Consider the following 14,254-nt stretch of genomic DNA (forward strand, 5'->3'; position numbering starts at 1 on the left):
AAGTTCGCTAAATACGTGCGGCGCGTGCGGCGCGGACAATACCTACGCCGCCCATGAGCGCCAGACCGCGGACGCGGACGACGGGGGCGTCGACGGGAATCTCTGCGAGGGAATACCTGCACGAAGAATGAGTCTCCACTCCGAAGCCACCCATGATTCCAATTCCTGCATCGACGACTCGGACATCGTCGGGCACGACAATTTCGATGCCGCCCATGATGGCGAATGCATTGATCTCGGTCTCGTAGGAACTCAATCGGGCTTCGCGTAAATCGAGGGAGCTTCCTCCCATCACGGTGAGGGAAGTGTGTGTTGGAGCCACCAACCAGTCTCCGCCGCGTTCGCTGCCGCCCATGACGGCGAGGCTGAACTGGGCGCCGCCAGATTCGCCGGTAACGTAATTTCTTACTCCTGAGGCGTGCTGGGCGGTGACGGGGGAGAGGTCGTCGATAAGCGTTGGCAGCTCATCGACAAAGGTTGCCTCGTAGAGCATGCGGGAGCGTTCGTCGAACTCGGTGACCGTGAGCTGCCCATCGACGAACGCATCGTGGAGAAAGGCTGCGGCGCGTTCACGGTCGGCGCTGCTCAGCCGCTTACGAGGGAGGTTTTGCTCGCTCATGCCACGAAAGCTAGCACGGATTTGCTGTCGTGCCCTGGCGTGTTGTAAATTATCTGAGGTTTCGCCCGTGTGAATCGGTGCGAAGTTAAACGAACTCCATGCGACTCGTTCACTAGGTAGTTCATGCAAACGGCAGGGCCCCGGAAGAAGAGCCCCCATTTTTGCATGTATGGCCATGTGTGAGCGGGACGCGCGAACAGAAAGGGCTTGAATGCCTACTATTCAGCAGCTGGTCCGCAAGGGCCGCCACACCAAGAGCGCGAAGGTGGCTACTGCTGCGCTGAAGGGCTCCCCGCAGCGCCGCGGCGTGTGCACCCGCGTGTACACCACCACCCCGAAGAAGCCGAACTCTGCACTGCGTAAGGTCGCCCGTGTGCGCCTGACCTCCGGTATTGAGGTTTCCGCTTACATTCCGGGCGAGGGCCACAACCTGCAGGAGCACTCCATGGTGCTCGTGCGCGGCGGCCGTGTGAAGGACCTCCCGGGTGTGCGCTACAAGATCGTTCGTGGCGCCCTCGATACCCAGGCAGTGAAGGACCGTAAGCAGGCACGTTCCCGCTACGGCGCGAAGAAGGGACAGTAATCAATGCGTAAGCAGCAAGCACCGAAGCGTCCCATCGTTAAGGATCCGGTATACGAGTCCGAGCTGGTCACCCAGCTTGTGAACAAGATCCTGCAGGACGGCAAGAAGTCCACCGCCGAGCGCATCGTCTACGGCGCTCTCGAGATCTGCCGCGAGAAGACCGGCACCGATCCGGTGGGCACCCTGGAAAAGGCTATCGGCAACGTTCGCCCGGACCTCGAGGTTCGTTCCCGCCGCGTTGGTGGCGCAACCTACCAGGTCCCGGTCGACGTCAAGCCGGAGCGCTCCACCACTCTCGCCCTGCGTTGGCTGGTCACCTTCACCCGCCAGCGTCGTGAGAACTCGATGATCGAGCGTCTCGCCAACGAGATCCTGGATGCTTCCAACGGTCTCGGCGCATCCGTGAAGCGTCGCGAGGATGTCCACAAGATGGCAGAGGCCAACCGCGCCTTCGCCCACTACCGCTGGTAGGGACTGGAAGCGAGATGATCGTCGGCAAACCCCGAAACTGCATATGTGTCCCTATGTGGGGCCGGCGTTTTCGGGGTTTTCGTCGATAAGCACAAGCTCGCGCTGCCATTTGAGCAACAAAATGGCAGAATTGACTAACGACAACTAACCGACATAGACGCTTCACAGCGTCGACGACATTAAGTTGGGGTAACAAACGTGGCACAAGAAGTGCTTAAGGACCTGAACAAGGTCCGCAACATCGGCATCATGGCCCACATTGACGCCGGTAAGACCACCACCACCGAGCGCATCCTGTTCTACACGGGCCTGAACCGCAAGGTCGGCGAGACCCACGACGGTGGCGCAACCACCGACTGGATGGACCAGGAGAAAGAGCGCGGCATCACCATTACGTCCGCTGCCGTGACCTGCTTCTGGAACAACAACCAGATCAACATCATCGACACCCCGGGTCACGTGGACTTCACCGTTGAGGTCGAGCGTTCCCTCCGTGTTCTCGATGGCGCTGTCGCAGTGTTCGACGGCAAGGAAGGCGTCGAGCCGCAGTCTGAGCAGGTTTGGCGCCAGGCTGCCAAGTACGACGTCCCGCGTATCTGCTTCGTCAACAAGATGGACAAGCTGGGCGCAGACTTCTTCTACACCGTCGGCACCATTGTCGACCGTCTCGGCGCTAAGCCGTTGGTAATGCAGATCCCGATCGGCGCCGAGGACAACTTCGACGGCGTTGTTGACCTGCTCGAGATGAAGGCCCTGCAGTGGCCGGGCAAGGTCGAGACCGGCACGCCGGCTCAGATCACCGAAATCCCGGAGGACCTCAAGGAACTCGCTGAAGAGTACCGCGAGAAGCTTCTCGAGACCGTTGCTGAGTCCGACGAAGAGCTCATGGAGAAGTACTTCGGTGGCGAAGAACTCACCATCGAGGAAATCAAGGGCGCCATCCGCAAGCTCACCGTGAACTCCGAGATCTACCCGGTGTTCTGCGGTACCGCATACCGCAACAAGGGCATCGAGCCGATCCTCGACGCTGTTGTTGACTACCTGCCGAGCCCGCTGGACATCGGCGAGGTGCGTGGCACCTCCGTCGACGGCTCCGAGGAACTGTTCCGCAAGCCGTCCGTCGAAGAGCCGTTCTCCGCACTGGCCTTCAAGATCGCCGTGCACCCGTTCTTCGGCAAGCTCACCTACGTGCGCGTCTACTCCGGCCAGGCTATTCCGGGCGAGCAGATGCTCAACTCCACGAAGTCCAAGAAGGAGCGCGTGGGCAAGCTCTTCCAGATGCACGCGAACAAGGAGAACCCGGTCGATCACGCTGACGCCGGCAACATCTACGCGTTCATTGGCCTGAAGGAAACCACCACGGGCGACACGCTGTGCAACCCGGATCACCCGATCATCCTCGAGTCCATGGACTTCCCGGACCCGGTTATCCAGGTGGCCATCGAGCCGAAGACCAAGGCCGACCAGGAGAAGCTCGGTACCGCTATTCAGAAGCTTGCTGAAGAGGACCCGACCTTCACCGTCGAGCTCGACGAAGAGACCGGCCAGACCGTCATCGGCGGCATGGGCGAGCTCCACCTCGACGTTCTGGTTGACCGCATGAAGCGCGAATTCAAGGTCGAGGCAAACATCGGTTCCCCGCAGGTTGCCTACCGCGAGACCATTCGCAAGAAGGTCGAGTCCCTCGACTTCACCCACAAGAAGCAGACCGGTGGTTCGGGCCAGTTCGCAAAGGTCATCGTCACCATCGAGCCGTACAACCCGGATCCGGAGACACTGGAAGAGGGCGAGTCCGCAACCTACAAGTTCGAGAACGCCGTCACCGGTGGTCGTGTGCCGAAGGAATACATCCCGTCCGTCGACGCTGGTATCCAGGACGCAATGCAGTACGGCTACCTCGCTGGCTACCCGCTGGTGAACATCAAGGCCACCCTCGAGGACGGCGCTTACCACGACGTCGACTCTTCGGAAATGGCGTTTAAGATCGCTGGCTCCCAGGTCCTCAAGGAAGCTGTTGCTAAGGCGAAGCCGGTTCTGCTTGAGCCGGTCATGGCTGTTGAGGTCGTAACCCCGGAGGAGTACATGGGCACCGTTAACGGTGACATCAGCTCCCGCCGTGGCCAGGTCTACGCCATGGAAGATCGCTCCGGCGCAAAGGTCGTCCGTGCGAAGGTGCCGCTGTCCGAGATGTTCGGCTACATCGGCGACCTGCGTTCCTCGACCGCTGGCCGTGCAAACTTCACCATGGTGTTCGACTCCTACGCTGAGGTTCCGCAGAGCGTCGCGCAGGAGATCATCGAGAAGCGCAACGGCAACTAAGCCGCCCTCTCCCGCCAGCTGCGTGCCAGCAGCTGGCGTATAAGGGAGAACCCTTAGCGGGGTAGCGGTCGCGCTGAGGCAACGCAACAACGGGCGTTGTCTGAGCCGGCCGTTACCCTCTAGGTTGGTCCGGGGAATCGGATCGGCCAGTTTGAAAAACGGCCTTTTTGAACCTAGGATCTTGTAACTGGCACATTGTGAAATGGCTCCCGTCGCTATATCCGTTTTGGGCTGTAGCGGTTGGGCGTAAGCAAACCACGTGGCTGCGAAGGTCGTAGCCACCATGAAGTCCAGGAGGACAATCAGTGGCAAAGGAAAAGTTCGAGCGCACTAAGCCGCACGTGAACATCGGCACCATTGGTCACGTCGACCACGGCAAGACCACCACCACCGCTGCGATCACCAAGGTACTGGCAGACCAGTACCCGGAGGAGAACAAGGCCTTCGACTACGCGATGATCGATAAGGCTCCGGAGGAGCGCGAGCGCGGCATTACCATCAACATCTCCCACGTGGAGTACAACACCCCGAAGCGTCACTACGCACACGTCGACGCCCCGGGCCACGCCGACTACATCAAGAACATGATTACCGGCGCTGCTCAGATGGACGGCGCAATCCTCGTGGTTGCTGCTACCGACGGCCCGATGCCGCAGACCCGTGAGCACGTTCTGCTCGCTCGCCAGGTTGGCGTTCCGTACATCCTCGTTGCACTGAACAAGTGCGACATGGTCGACGACGAAGAGATCATCGAGCTCGTCGAGATGGAGGTCCGCGAGCTGCTGGCTGAGCAGGACTACGACGAGGAAGCACCGATCGTCCACATCTCCGCTCTCAAGGCTCTCGAGGGCGATGAGAAGTGGGTTCAGTCCATCGTCGACCTCATGCAGGCTTGCGATGACTCCATCCCGGATCCGGAGCGCGAGACCGACAAGCCGTTCCTGATGCCGATCGAGGACATCTTCACCATTTCCGGCCGCGGCACCGTGGTTACCGGTCGTGTGGAGCGTGGCGTCCTCAACCTCAACGACGAGGTCGAGATCATCGGTATCCGCGAGAAGTCCCAGAAGACCACCGTCACCTCCATCGAGATGTTCAACAAGCTTCTCGACACCGCTGAGGCTGGCGACAACGCTGCACTGCTGCTGCGTGGTCTGAAGCGCGAGGACGTCGAGCGCGGCCAGGTCATCATCAAGCCGGGCGCTTACACCCCGCACACCAAGTTCGAGGGCTCCGTCTACGTGCTGTCCAAGGACGAGGGCGGCCGTCACACCCCGTTCTTCGACAACTACCGTCCGCAGTTCTACTTCCGCACCACCGACGTGACCGGTGTTGTGAAGCTGCCGGAGGGCACCGAGATGGTTATGCCGGGCGACAACGTCGACATGACCGTCGAGCTCATCCAGCCGGTCGCTATGGACGAGGGTCTGCGCTTCGCTATCCGCGAGGGCTCCCGCACCGTCGGCGCTGGCCGCGTTACCAAGATCCTCGACTAATTCGAGTCGATCTGACGTAACCGTCGGATAAACGCCAAGGCCGCCTCTCCCGTTTGGGAGGGGCGGCCTTTTGCATGCCCTGAGGGTGGTTTATGGTCTGAGGCGTGCAGGACCCAACACGTATCCCGAAGATTCTGGCCGCACTTCAAGAGGTTTGGGAGGGGCAACCAGATTTGAGCCTCGGCCAATTATTTGGGGTATTGGGCAATCGTGGGCTGGGGTGGGACTCAACTGACGCAGAGGCGCTCGCAGTTCTTCAGCAGCTCTCTCAGGAGCATCCTTCGCTTGTCGACGACACCTCCGCCCCCATTACCTTCACCACCGTCGAACCGCACCTTCAGGTTACCTTGGTGGACGGAAATGTGGTGGTGCGAAGCGCGGCGCACCCAGGGCGAATGCCGTCGGTGTGGCGGTATGCGTCGATGCGACGTACCGGTCCGGGGTTACCGCTCGTGGTAACTGATGTGGAGGGGGTGGAACATCGGCTGGGGATTGTCCGTCATTTGAAGCTTTTTGCACCGGGAGAGAGTCGTTCGCTGGCGGGATTGCTGCAAGATAGCGTCGGAGGGAACCGATGGTTGGTCGCGCTGGAAGATGGAGCAAGGGCTGTGGTCGGCAGCCGGATCCGTCGTTGGGTACAGGCGCGTCGTGATGTTGACGTGGATACCTTCGCCTGGGCACGCATTCTTCAATGCGAGGCGGGGGCGGACATGACAATCGCCCCAGCCTCCGGCGGGGAGCCGGTGGTGCTGGGGCGAGTTACCGCGGTGTTGCCGCTGGAAGTTCAGGAGGAAGCCTAGACAGCCGCGAAGCCGCGTTTAGGCGGAGATCCTATCGAATTGCAGCTTCCATACGGTATCGATGTCCATGGTGTGGCTTGCGAGCCGGAAATCGTCGTCTGCGGCCTCGATAGCGCGGATGGCGCTTTCCAACGGGTAGTTCGGGTTCGCGGTGACGGTGAACGTGACGGTCGGGCGTTGGCCGACCATAGCGACGCGGCTGTCGGCGCGTTGGACTTCGTCGAGACGCTGGATGGTGTTGCAGGCTGCCTCGGCGACGCGCTGAACGTTGATTACCGTGTCACCGTGCGCGGCATCGGCTGGCACGATGTTGCCGTTGGAGAACGCGCGGGAGCGTAGATTTGCAAGCAAGATCCACAATCCCAACACGGCCAGGACAATAGCGGCGGCGATAAGCGCCTTGGTATACCAGTCCTCGTAGGCGAGGTACGTCACGCGGCTGCGGTCGATGTCGCGGAGGAAATCGCTCAAGTACGGGATTTCCCAGTACTCCGCAATGGGGAATAGGGCCACAACGACCATCAACAGGCCGAGCAGGAACGTGACCAGACGGTTGAAGAAGCTCAATGTTTTGGTCATCGGTGCACCTCCGGGGGACGGACGTCGGATACCTCGGGTGCCGACTGCGCCGTGGTGGTGACTTGTGCCTGAGGCGTTTCCTTAGGCAACACCTTCACGGACACCGCAGGAGGCGCGGCGAGGCTCTTGAGCTCGCTGTTGAGCGATCGCGTGATGCGTTCTTGCATTGCGGGGCCGGAGCCGTCGTCGACAACCTGTACCTTGACCGACTTGCGGGTCGCCTTGGAGCGTACTTGCTCGCCACCGAGGTCGCTGTGAACCGTGTTGGTGGACTTTCGTGCCACATCGACGGGACGGGTCCAGATAGACACTGGGGAGTTCACTCGGACAAACCGGTGCGGGCGGGGTTTGAGCGCAACCACGATGAGCACAAGGCCGACCAAGGCCAGCAGGCACGCAATGATGACGGCGGGGATCTCTGTGGTGAACGAGCCGAGGAACTCAAACGCGCGACCAAACCAGGACTGCTCGGGTGATTCCGACTCGTAGGTGTAGTACCAGAGGTCACGCGCGCCGACACCCGCTAAAGCGATGAGGAGCAGGCTGATGAGGACTGCGATCCAGCGCGATGCAGGGGTGCCTAGCGGTTCGTCGCCGGGGTGTGGCCCGACTGGGCGGGCGCTAGTTGGTTCGGTCATAGTACTTCACCACCGGTTCTATCGTGATCTGCTGAAGTGGCTTCGGCTGTGGGGCCTGTGGGATGACCACGGGCTTCGGAGCCGGGCCGCGCGGGCTTGTTGGGCGCGCACTGGGCTGAATTGTCACCGGCTTGAGCGGCTGCCTATCTACGGTGATATCGCGCAACGGTCGCTGCCACGGCACCTCAACCGGCCGCATGTGCCCGAACGCCTTGACAGCGATCGGGGTGAGGGGCTGCAACGCTGGCAGCGACGGGGCGCGCAGAGCCACGGGCATGGGCGTCTCTGGGGCGAACGGCTCGAGTGGCTCGGGCACGTCAACGCCAGAAACGATGACCGGTTTGGGCGGTTTCGGGGTTCGCACGCTTGGGGGAGTTGGTGTGGTGACGGCACGCATGTCGTCGACAAGCGATCGCGCTTCGATCGGCGCCAGTTCCTCGCGCTCGTTGGTCACGGGGTGCGTGATCTCGGTAGGAGAAACCTGGATGGGCTCTGGGATGATGAAAGCATCGTGGGTCGCAACATCGTCCCAGGTCACACGGGAACCATCGTCGATCGATTCGACGTTAGCAACGGTGACGTTGACGCGGGAGACATCCATCCCTGCGAGGGTGCGGATGTGGGCGATGATGGTGGCGCGCACAGCGTCCGTAATCGCCGCGACGGGCGCGGGGTAGGACGTGGCAATCTCGGCATCGATGGCGACAAGGCCCGTCGTGCGGTCGATGTGTGCCTCGATGCGCGGAAGGCTGCGGCCCGCCAGGCCCGCCAATTTCGCGTCGATGTTGCGAGATCCCGGCACTGTTGAGGCCGCCACTTCCGCCACGCGCTCGATGGTGCGTTCGCTGACGTGGTAGAAGGAAGTGTCCATTAGCTATTGCTCCGGCCGGTTCCGTTGCCGATGATGCTGGCTAGGTCGAGGCGGCCGTCGAGTTGGGCGCCTACTACGCCGCCGAGGATGGTAAACAGCAGCAGCCAGAGTAGGCCGGCCCAGCCACCGAATGTGACGAAGAAGGCAACGATGACGCCGATGATGACGCCGGTCAGTGCCTTGTTGGCAAAGAGATTCATTGTTAAACCACGTTTCGGGTTGTTGTGTGAGGTGCGGGGGCGTAGCCCGTGTTGCTGCTATTGCGCATCGCCGGCGATGACGTCCACGAACTCGGCGTCCGAAGCGCTCAGTGCTGCGGCGCGTACGTCTTCGGCGACCTCGTGGACGTTGCGTCCTGAGGCGACGTCGAAGGTGAAGTGGACTTCGAGGCCTGCTTTGCCGTTGCGTGAGGCAGATCGGATGCCTTCGATGCGTTGGTGCGGCAAGTAGGTTGCGATTTCGCCGAGTCGGCCGCCGTAGAGTTTTGCTACTCCGTTGACGGCGAGTGTGGCGTCGCGGACGCCCTCCGCAACCTCTTGGGTAACGGGGGTGTTGGCCATGATTACTGGATCTGCTGGTTTACAGACTGGTTGACTGCCTGGTAGTTGCCGTCGTCGTAGTTCTCACCTGCGGTCTCCTGCTCCGGCAGGTTGACGTCGTGGACGGTGACATCGACGCGGTCGACGATCAGGCCGGTCATGCGGGTGATGGCGACGGTGATGTTTTCGCGAATGGCGTTTGCCAGCTCGTGGATGGCGACACCGTACTCGGCGATGATGGCAACTGCGACGGATGCGTGGCCGTCCTCGACTGCCACGTTGACGCCCTGCTGGACGTTGGTGGAGGAGGTCAGGGACTCGCGGACTGCGCCCCACATGCGGGCTGCGCCGCCGCCGAGGTTGTGGACGCCGGAGACTTCGCGTGCTGCGATGCCGGCGATCTTGCCAACAACGTTGTCGTCGATAACAGTGCTGCCGTGCTCGGTTTCGAGGTTTTCGTTGCGCGGGCGCTGCTTCTCGGTCTCGGTTGCGGTCGAGGTGGTTGCTGGGGTGTTCTTTGCAGTGTTGTTTGCAGCGTTGTTTGCGTTCTGGTCGGCCATGACGGTCCTTTCAACTGTGATGTTCATGTTCCGAGTGCGCCTATATAGATGACGCGCACGGTATGGGAACAAGGGTACACAGGTTGTCGTCGTCAAGCGGGCTTGCGTTGGTGGCAACCTTGTGTTTTAATACGCAGGTTGCCTTGACATGGGTTGACGGAAGTCGGCCGGTGGCTCGGCAAACATGACACCTTCCAGTCGGAAGACCGGTGAAGGGGCCATGGCAAATAAACAGCGGCAGTACGCGAGGGTCACGCACCCTTCCGTGTCTGATACCCGGGCATATTGCTTGTCGACGATGACGTGTCGGCCAACAACGTGCCTTGGCGGAAGCACTGAGCGTCGGCGCGTTTATTGCGCAGGTCTCAACTTCCGGATGTGTCATGACAGTCAGAAAAGACACTGGCGTTGAGCCAAGGGCCCAGCCCGGACAACGTTATAGAGAAACTAGAAGCTACAAACCCCACCGCTTCTCTCTCGTTTCACTTCGTTCAACTTCGAGCGAAGCGAGAGTTGAACGTGGGGATGCGAGGAAGAGGTAAGCGTGGCGGGACAGAAGATCCGCATCAGGCTGAAGGCCTACGATCACGAGGCGATCGACGCATCCGCGAAGAAGATCGTCGAGACGGTCACCCGTACGGGTGCCCGCGTCGTCGGCCCGGTGCCGTTGCCAACCCAGAAGAACGTGTACGCCGTGATTCGTTCTCCCCACAAGTACAAGGATTCTCGCGAGCACTTCGAGATGCGCACTCACAAGCGCCTCATCGACATTCTCGACCCGACGCCGAAGACGGTAGACGCGCTTATGCGCATTGATCTGCCGGCCAGCGTCGACGTGAACATCCAGTAGAGCAATCCCCAACGTAAGTAGTGGAGAACTAACACATGTCTGACAACCAGATCAAGGGCATTCTGGGCAAGAAGCTCGGCATGACCCAGATCTTCGACGAGGAGAACCGCGTTATCCCGGTTACCGTCGTCGAGGCTGGGCCGTGCGTTGTCACCCAGATCCGTACCCCTGAGACCGATGGCTACTCCGCCATCCAGATCGCTTACGGCGACATCGATCCCCGTAAGGCTAAGAAGCCGCAGGCTGGCCACTTCAAGAAGGCTGGCGTCAACCCGCGTCGCTACGTTGCTGAGATCCGCATGGACGACACCTCGGGCTACGAGCTCGGCCAGGAGTTCAATGCAACGATCTTCGAAGGCGACACCTTCGTCGACGTCGCAGGCACCACCAAGGGCCACGGCTACGCCGGTGCCATGAAGCGCCACGGCTTTGCCGGCCAGGGTGCTTCCCACGGTAACCAGGCTGCCCACCGTCGTGTGGGTTCCATCGGCGCCTGCGCGACCCCGGGTCGCGTGTTCAAGGGCACCCGTATGGCTGGCCGCATGGGCGGTAACCGCGTTACCACCCAGAACCTGAAGATTCAACGCATCGACGGCGACAACAACCTCATCCTGATCAAGGGCGCCATCCCTGGCGCAAAGGGTTCCGTTGTTACCGTCAAGACCGCAGTGAAGGGCGGTGCTCACGCATGACGAAGCTGACGCTTGACGTCCACACCGCAGACGGAGCTACCAAGGGTTCCGTCGACCTGCCGGCCGAGTACTTCGACCGCGAGGTATCCGTGGCACTCATGCACCAGGTTGTGAATGCACAGCTTGCTGCTAAGCGCCAGGGTACCCACGCAACGAAGACCCGCGGCATGGTTTCCGGCGGCGGCAAGAAGCCGTTCCGCCAGAAGGGCACCGGTCGCGCCCGTCAGGGTTCGATCCGTGCTCCGCACTACACCGGTGGTGGCATTGTGCATGGTCCGCAGCCGCGTTCCTACGCACAGCGCACCCCGAAGAAGATGATCAAGGCTGCCCTCGCTGGCGCTTTGACCAACCGTGCGCAGAACGAGCGCATCCACATCGTGGAGGATCTCGTCCCGGGCCAGACCCCGTCGACGAAGTCCGCTCGTGCATTCATCGAGCGCCTCACCGACCGCAAGTCGGTCCTGCTGGTGATCGGCCGTGATGATCAGAATTCCCGTCTCTCCGCAAGGAACCTGCCGGGCGTCCAGATCATTGAGCCGGCTCAGCTGAACACCTACGACGTCCTCAACGCTGATGACGTTGTGTTCTCGGTCGAGGCACTCCACACCTTCATCAACCGCGGCGCAGCTGTTGCCGCCGCTGCGGAGGAGGAGAAGTAAATGGCAAAGATCGCTAACCCGCGCGACATCATCATCGCCCCGGTGCTCTCTGAGAAGAGCTACGGCCTGATGGAGCAGAACACGTACACCTTCTACGTGTCCCCGTCCGCGAACAAGACCCAGATCAAGATTGCCGTGGAAGAGATTTTCGGCGTCGACGTCGCTTCGGTGAACACCGTCAACCGTGAGGGCAAGCGCAAGCGCTCCCGCACCGGTTTCGGTAAGCGTAAGGACACCAAGCGCGCCTACGTCACTCTCCGCGAGGGCAGCGACTCCATCGACATCTTCGGCGGTGCGACCGCGTAACCCGCGGCTCGCTGAAGAGACGATAGAAAAGGAACCACTATGGCTATTCGTAAGTACAAGCCGACAACTCCGGGTCGCCGTGCCAGCTCCGTGTCCGCGTTCGACGAGATCACTCGTTCGACCCCGGAAAAGACGCTGCTGCGCCCGCTCCCGAAGAAGGGTGGCCGTAACACCCACGGCCACATCACCACTCGTCACCGCGGCGGCGGCCACAAGCGTCGCTACCGTGTGATCGACTTCCGCCGCTCCGACAAGGACGGCGTGCTGGCAAAGGTTGCTCACATCGAGTACGACCCGAACCGCACCGCGAACATCGCACTGCTGCACTACTACGACGGTGAGAAGCGCTACATCATCGCCCCGAAGGGCCTGAAGCAGGGCACCATCGTCGAGGCTGGTCCGAACGCGGACATCAAGGTTGGCAACAACCTGCCGCTGCGCAACATCCCGACCGGTACGACCATCCACGCTGTGGAGCTCAAGCCGGGCGCAGGCGCAAAGCTGGCTCGTTCCGCAGGTGCGTCCATCCAGCTGCTGGGTAAGGAAGGCAACTACGCAGTTTTGCGTATGCCGTCTTCCGAAATCCGCCGCGTGGACATCCGCTGCCGTGCAACTGTTGGTGAGGTCGGCAACGCTGACCAGATCAACATCCGTTGGGGCAAGGCTGGTCGTATGCGCTGGAAGGGCTGGCGCCCGACCGTGCGTGGTGTGGTTATGAACCCGGTCGACCACCCGCACGGTGGTGGCGAGGGCAAGACCTCCGGTGGTCGTCACCCGGTCTCGCCGTGGGGCCAGAAGGAAGGCCGCACCCGCAACCCGAACCGCTATTCCAACAACATGATCGTGCGACGTCGTCGCTCGAAGAAGCGCTAAGAGGAGGTAAACAGACATGCCACGTAGCCTTAAGAAGGGCCCGTTCGTCGACGAGCACCTCCTCAACAAGGTGGATGCTCAGAACGAGGCAGGCACCAAGCAGGTCATCAAGACCTGGTCGCGCCGTTCGACCATTCTCCCCGATTTCATCGGTCACACTTTCGCCGTCCACGACGGTCGTAAGCACGTGCCGGTGTTCGTGGACGAGTCCATGGTTGGCCACAAGCTCGGCGAGTTTGCACCGACCAAGACCTTTAAGGGTCACGTCAAGGAACAGAAGGGACGTCGATAAGCAATGGCTGACACCATCACCACTGCATCCGCGACTGCCAAGTTCGTTCGCGTCTCTCCGATGAAGGCACGCCGCGTGCTTGCTCTCATCCGCAACAAGTCGGTTGCTGAGGCACTCGCCATCCTGAAGTACGCCCCGCAGGGTGCGTCCAAGGATGTTGCAAAGGTTGTTGCTTCCGCAGCAGCCAACGCGGAGAACAACTTCGGCCTGGATCCGCGCACGCTCGTCATTGCCGAGTGCTACGCAAACGAGGGCCCGACCATGCGTCGTTTCCAGCCGCGTGCACAGGGTCGCGCATTCCAGATCCGGAAGCGCACCTCTCACATCACCGTTGTTGTCGAGTCCAAGGAAGGGGCCAAGTAATGGGCCAGAAGATTCACCCACACGGCCTGCGCCTGGGTATCACTTCCGACTGGAAGTCCCACTGGTACGCCGACAAGAACTACGCCGAGTACGTCGCTGAGGACATCAAGGTCCGCGAGTGGCTCGAGAAGAACCTCGAGCGCGCTGGCATCTCCGATGTTGTCATCGAGCGCACCCGCGACCGCGTCCGTGTGGACATCCACACCGCACGTCCGGGCATTGTCATCGGCCGTCGCGGCGCTGAGGCTGACCGTATTCGCCGTGAGCTGGAGAAGCTGACCGGCAAGATGGTTGCACTGAACATCCTCGAGGTGAAGAACGTCGATGCAGACGCCACCCTGGTTGCTCAGTCCATCGCCGAGCAGCTGGTCAACCGTGTCGCGTTCCGTCGCGCCATGCGTAAGGCCATCCAGTCCGCTATGCGTAACCCGCAGGTCAAGGGCATCAAGGTTATGACGTCCGGCCGTCTCGGCGGCGCGGAAATGTCCCGTGTCGAGCGCTACCACGAGGGTCGCGTTCCGCTGCACACGCTGCGCGCGGAGATCGACTACGGCACTGCAGAAGCACACACCACCTTCGGCGTCATTGGCGTCAAGGTGTGGATCTACAAGGGCGACGTCGTCGGTGGCGTCCGCGAGTCTGAGCTCAATGCACCGAGCAACGATCGTCGTGGACGTGGCGACCGTCGCCCGCGCCGCGGCGGCCAGCGTCGCCGGGCGGCAGAGCAGAAGAAGGAGGGCTAAT

At 61.3% G+C, this 14,254-nt stretch carries 20 protein-coding genes; 13 read left to right on the forward strand and 7 right to left on the reverse strand.

The genetic code is table 11. The annotated features are described in order from the left end of the window. Positions 1–7: 7 nt before the first annotated feature. Positions 8–619 carry a DUF1707 SHOCT-like domain-containing protein gene (locus tag CCOY_RS01910; RefSeq protein WP_092101446.1) on the reverse strand — a complete coding sequence of 204 codons (612 nt, stop codon included), beginning with the start codon at positions 617–619 and terminating at the stop codon, positions 8–10. A gap of 211 nt (positions 620–830) precedes the next feature. Between CCOY_RS01910 and rpsL the strand changes: the two genes are divergently transcribed. The 5 genes from rpsL to CCOY_RS01935 all read left to right on the forward strand — a co-directional run bounded on the left by rpsL (position 831) and on the right by CCOY_RS01935 (position 6,288). Continuing rightward, the gene (gene rpsL / locus CCOY_RS01915; protein ID WP_070570626.1) at positions 831–1,202 is read left to right on the forward strand and encodes a 30S ribosomal protein S12; all 372 of its coding nucleotides are present in this window, start codon (positions 831–833) and stop codon (positions 1,200–1,202) included. Between the two features lie 3 nt (positions 1,203–1,205). After that, entirely contained in the window at positions 1,206–1,673 is a 468-nt protein-coding gene (gene rpsG, locus CCOY_RS01920; protein ID WP_070422703.1) for a 30S ribosomal protein S7, read from the forward strand. A 198-nt stretch (positions 1,674–1,871) separates the two neighbouring features. Then, a complete protein-coding gene (gene fusA, locus CCOY_RS01925) occupies positions 1,872–3,992 on the forward strand; it encodes an elongation factor G (protein ID WP_092101448.1) in 2,121 nt (706 codons plus the stop codon). 305 nt (positions 3,993–4,297) lie between these two features. Continuing rightward, positions 4,298–5,488 (forward strand): elongation factor Tu, encoded by a 1,191-nt coding sequence (tuf, locus tag CCOY_RS01930; protein ID WP_070422705.1) that lies wholly within the window; start codon positions 4,298–4,300, stop codon positions 5,486–5,488. A 104-nt stretch (positions 5,489–5,592) separates the two neighbouring features. Continuing rightward, entirely contained in the window at positions 5,593–6,288 is a 696-nt protein-coding gene (locus CCOY_RS01935) for a hypothetical protein (protein ID WP_092101450.1), read from the forward strand. Between the two features lie 18 nt (positions 6,289–6,306). Here the strand turns inward: CCOY_RS01935 and CCOY_RS01940 are convergent, their stop codons facing one another. The 6 genes from CCOY_RS01940 to CCOY_RS01965 are packed head-to-tail and all read right to left on the reverse strand — an operon-like array spanning position 6,307 to position 9,502. Further along, the gene (locus tag CCOY_RS01940; RefSeq protein WP_070422707.1) at positions 6,307–6,867 is read right to left on the reverse strand and encodes a hypothetical protein; all 561 of its coding nucleotides are present in this window, start codon (positions 6,865–6,867) and stop codon (positions 6,307–6,309) included. Beyond that, positions 6,864–7,505, reverse strand: a complete 642-nt coding sequence (locus CCOY_RS01945) for an Asp23/Gls24 family envelope stress response protein (RefSeq protein WP_070771079.1) — start codon at positions 7,503–7,505, stop codon at positions 6,864–6,866. The genes CCOY_RS01940 and CCOY_RS01945 overlap by 4 nt, the downstream gene beginning before the upstream one ends. After that, a complete protein-coding gene (locus tag CCOY_RS01950; protein ID WP_092101452.1) occupies positions 7,489–8,376 on the reverse strand; it encodes an Asp23/Gls24 family envelope stress response protein in 888 nt (295 codons plus the stop codon). The genes CCOY_RS01945 and CCOY_RS01950 overlap by 17 nt, the downstream gene beginning before the upstream one ends. Then, on the reverse strand, positions 8,376–8,576 hold the full coding sequence (locus CCOY_RS01955) for a hypothetical protein (RefSeq protein ID WP_070422710.1): 201 nt from the start codon (positions 8,574–8,576) through the stop codon (positions 8,376–8,378). The genes CCOY_RS01950 and CCOY_RS01955 overlap by 1 nt, the downstream gene beginning before the upstream one ends. Positions 8,577–8,633: 57 nt before the next feature. Continuing rightward, positions 8,634–8,936 (reverse strand): hypothetical protein, encoded by a 303-nt coding sequence (locus CCOY_RS01960; RefSeq protein WP_070614264.1) that lies wholly within the window; start codon positions 8,934–8,936, stop codon positions 8,634–8,636. Positions 8,937–8,938: 2 nt separating this feature from the next. Then, positions 8,939–9,502 (reverse strand): Asp23/Gls24 family envelope stress response protein, encoded by a 564-nt coding sequence (locus tag CCOY_RS01965; RefSeq protein WP_224213080.1) that lies wholly within the window; start codon positions 9,500–9,502, stop codon positions 8,939–8,941. Positions 9,503–10,019: 517 nt separating this feature from the next. Here CCOY_RS01965 and rpsJ point away from each other — a divergent pair. From rpsJ to rpsC, 8 genes are read left to right on the forward strand one after another with little or no spacing between them, the layout of a single operon-like run. Then, the gene (gene rpsJ / locus CCOY_RS01970; protein WP_034997227.1) at positions 10,020–10,325 is read left to right on the forward strand and encodes a 30S ribosomal protein S10; all 306 of its coding nucleotides are present in this window, start codon (positions 10,020–10,022) and stop codon (positions 10,323–10,325) included. 35 nt (positions 10,326–10,360) lie between these two features. After that, positions 10,361–11,017 carry a 50S ribosomal protein L3 gene (rplC, locus tag CCOY_RS01975; protein ID WP_070422712.1) on the forward strand — a complete coding sequence of 219 codons (657 nt, stop codon included), beginning with the start codon at positions 10,361–10,363 and terminating at the stop codon, positions 11,015–11,017. Continuing rightward, positions 11,014–11,676 (forward strand): 50S ribosomal protein L4, encoded by a 663-nt coding sequence (rplD, locus tag CCOY_RS01980; RefSeq protein WP_070450615.1) that lies wholly within the window; start codon positions 11,014–11,016, stop codon positions 11,674–11,676. Before rplC ends, rplD begins: the two co-directional genes overlap by 4 nt. Next, a complete protein-coding gene (gene rplW, locus CCOY_RS01985) occupies positions 11,677–11,982 on the forward strand; it encodes a 50S ribosomal protein L23 (RefSeq protein WP_070422714.1) in 306 nt (101 codons plus the stop codon). 39 nt (positions 11,983–12,021) lie between these two features. Beyond that, positions 12,022–12,855: a 50S ribosomal protein L2 gene (gene rplB, locus CCOY_RS01990; protein ID WP_070422715.1), complete on the forward strand. Its 834-nt coding sequence runs from the start codon at positions 12,022–12,024 to the stop codon at positions 12,853–12,855. A 16-nt stretch (positions 12,856–12,871) separates the two neighbouring features. Then, a complete protein-coding gene (gene rpsS, locus CCOY_RS01995) occupies positions 12,872–13,147 on the forward strand; it encodes a 30S ribosomal protein S19 (RefSeq protein ID WP_018017481.1) in 276 nt (91 codons plus the stop codon). Between the two features lie 3 nt (positions 13,148–13,150). Next, positions 13,151–13,510, forward strand: a complete 360-nt coding sequence (rplV, locus tag CCOY_RS02000; RefSeq protein ID WP_070422716.1) for a 50S ribosomal protein L22 — start codon at positions 13,151–13,153, stop codon at positions 13,508–13,510. Beyond that, positions 13,510–14,253, forward strand: a complete 744-nt coding sequence (gene rpsC / locus CCOY_RS02005) for a 30S ribosomal protein S3 (RefSeq protein WP_070422717.1) — start codon at positions 13,510–13,512, stop codon at positions 14,251–14,253. Before rplV ends, rpsC begins: the two co-directional genes overlap by 1 nt. Position 14,254: the final 1 nt, after the last annotated feature.

Origin of the sequence: Corynebacterium coyleae, assembly GCF_030408635.1 — a bacterium.
In the GTDB taxonomy this organism is placed as follows: domain Bacteria; phylum Actinomycetota; class Actinomycetes; order Mycobacteriales; family Mycobacteriaceae; genus Corynebacterium; species Corynebacterium coyleae.

Coding starts and splice junctions, on each gene's coding strand:
- rplC (WP_070422712.1), top strand. CDS start 10,361: ATGTCTGACAACCAGATCAAGGGCATTCTGGGCAAGAAGCTCGGCATG.
- rpsC (WP_070422717.1), top strand. CDS start 13,510: ATGGGCCAGAAGATTCACCCACACGGCCTGCGCCTGGGTATCACTTCC.
- rplV (WP_070422716.1), top strand. CDS start 13,151: ATGGCTGACACCATCACCACTGCATCCGCGACTGCCAAGTTCGTTCGC.
- rpsL (WP_070570626.1), top strand. CDS start 831: ATGCCTACTATTCAGCAGCTGGTCCGCAAGGGCCGCCACACCAAGAGC.
- CCOY_RS01960 (WP_070614264.1), bottom strand. CDS start 8,936: ATGGCCAACACCCCCGTTACCCAAGAGGTTGCGGAGGGCGTCCGCGAC.
- rpsG (WP_070422703.1), top strand. CDS start 1,206: ATGCGTAAGCAGCAAGCACCGAAGCGTCCCATCGTTAAGGATCCGGTA.
- CCOY_RS01940 (WP_070422707.1), bottom strand. CDS start 6,867: ATGACCAAAACATTGAGCTTCTTCAACCGTCTGGTCACGTTCCTGCTC.
- CCOY_RS01955 (WP_070422710.1), bottom strand. CDS start 8,576: ATGAATCTCTTTGCCAACAAGGCACTGACCGGCGTCATCATCGGCGTC.
- CCOY_RS01950 (WP_092101452.1), bottom strand. CDS start 8,376: ATGGACACTTCCTTCTACCACGTCAGCGAACGCACCATCGAGCGCGTG.
- CCOY_RS01945 (WP_070771079.1), bottom strand. CDS start 7,505: ATGACCGAACCAACTAGCGCCCGCCCAGTCGGGCCACACCCCGGCGAC.
- rplB (WP_070422715.1), top strand. CDS start 12,022: ATGGCTATTCGTAAGTACAAGCCGACAACTCCGGGTCGCCGTGCCAGC.
- rplD (WP_070450615.1), top strand. CDS start 11,014: ATGACGAAGCTGACGCTTGACGTCCACACCGCAGACGGAGCTACCAAG.
- CCOY_RS01965 (WP_224213080.1), bottom strand. CDS start 9,502: ATGAACATCACAGTTGAAAGGACCGTCATGGCCGACCAGAACGCAAAC.
- rplW (WP_070422714.1), top strand. CDS start 11,677: ATGGCAAAGATCGCTAACCCGCGCGACATCATCATCGCCCCGGTGCTC.
- CCOY_RS01910 (WP_092101446.1), bottom strand. CDS start 619: ATGAGCGAGCAAAACCTCCCTCGTAAGCGGCTGAGCAGCGCCGACCGT.
- rpsS (WP_018017481.1), top strand. CDS start 12,872: ATGCCACGTAGCCTTAAGAAGGGCCCGTTCGTCGACGAGCACCTCCTC.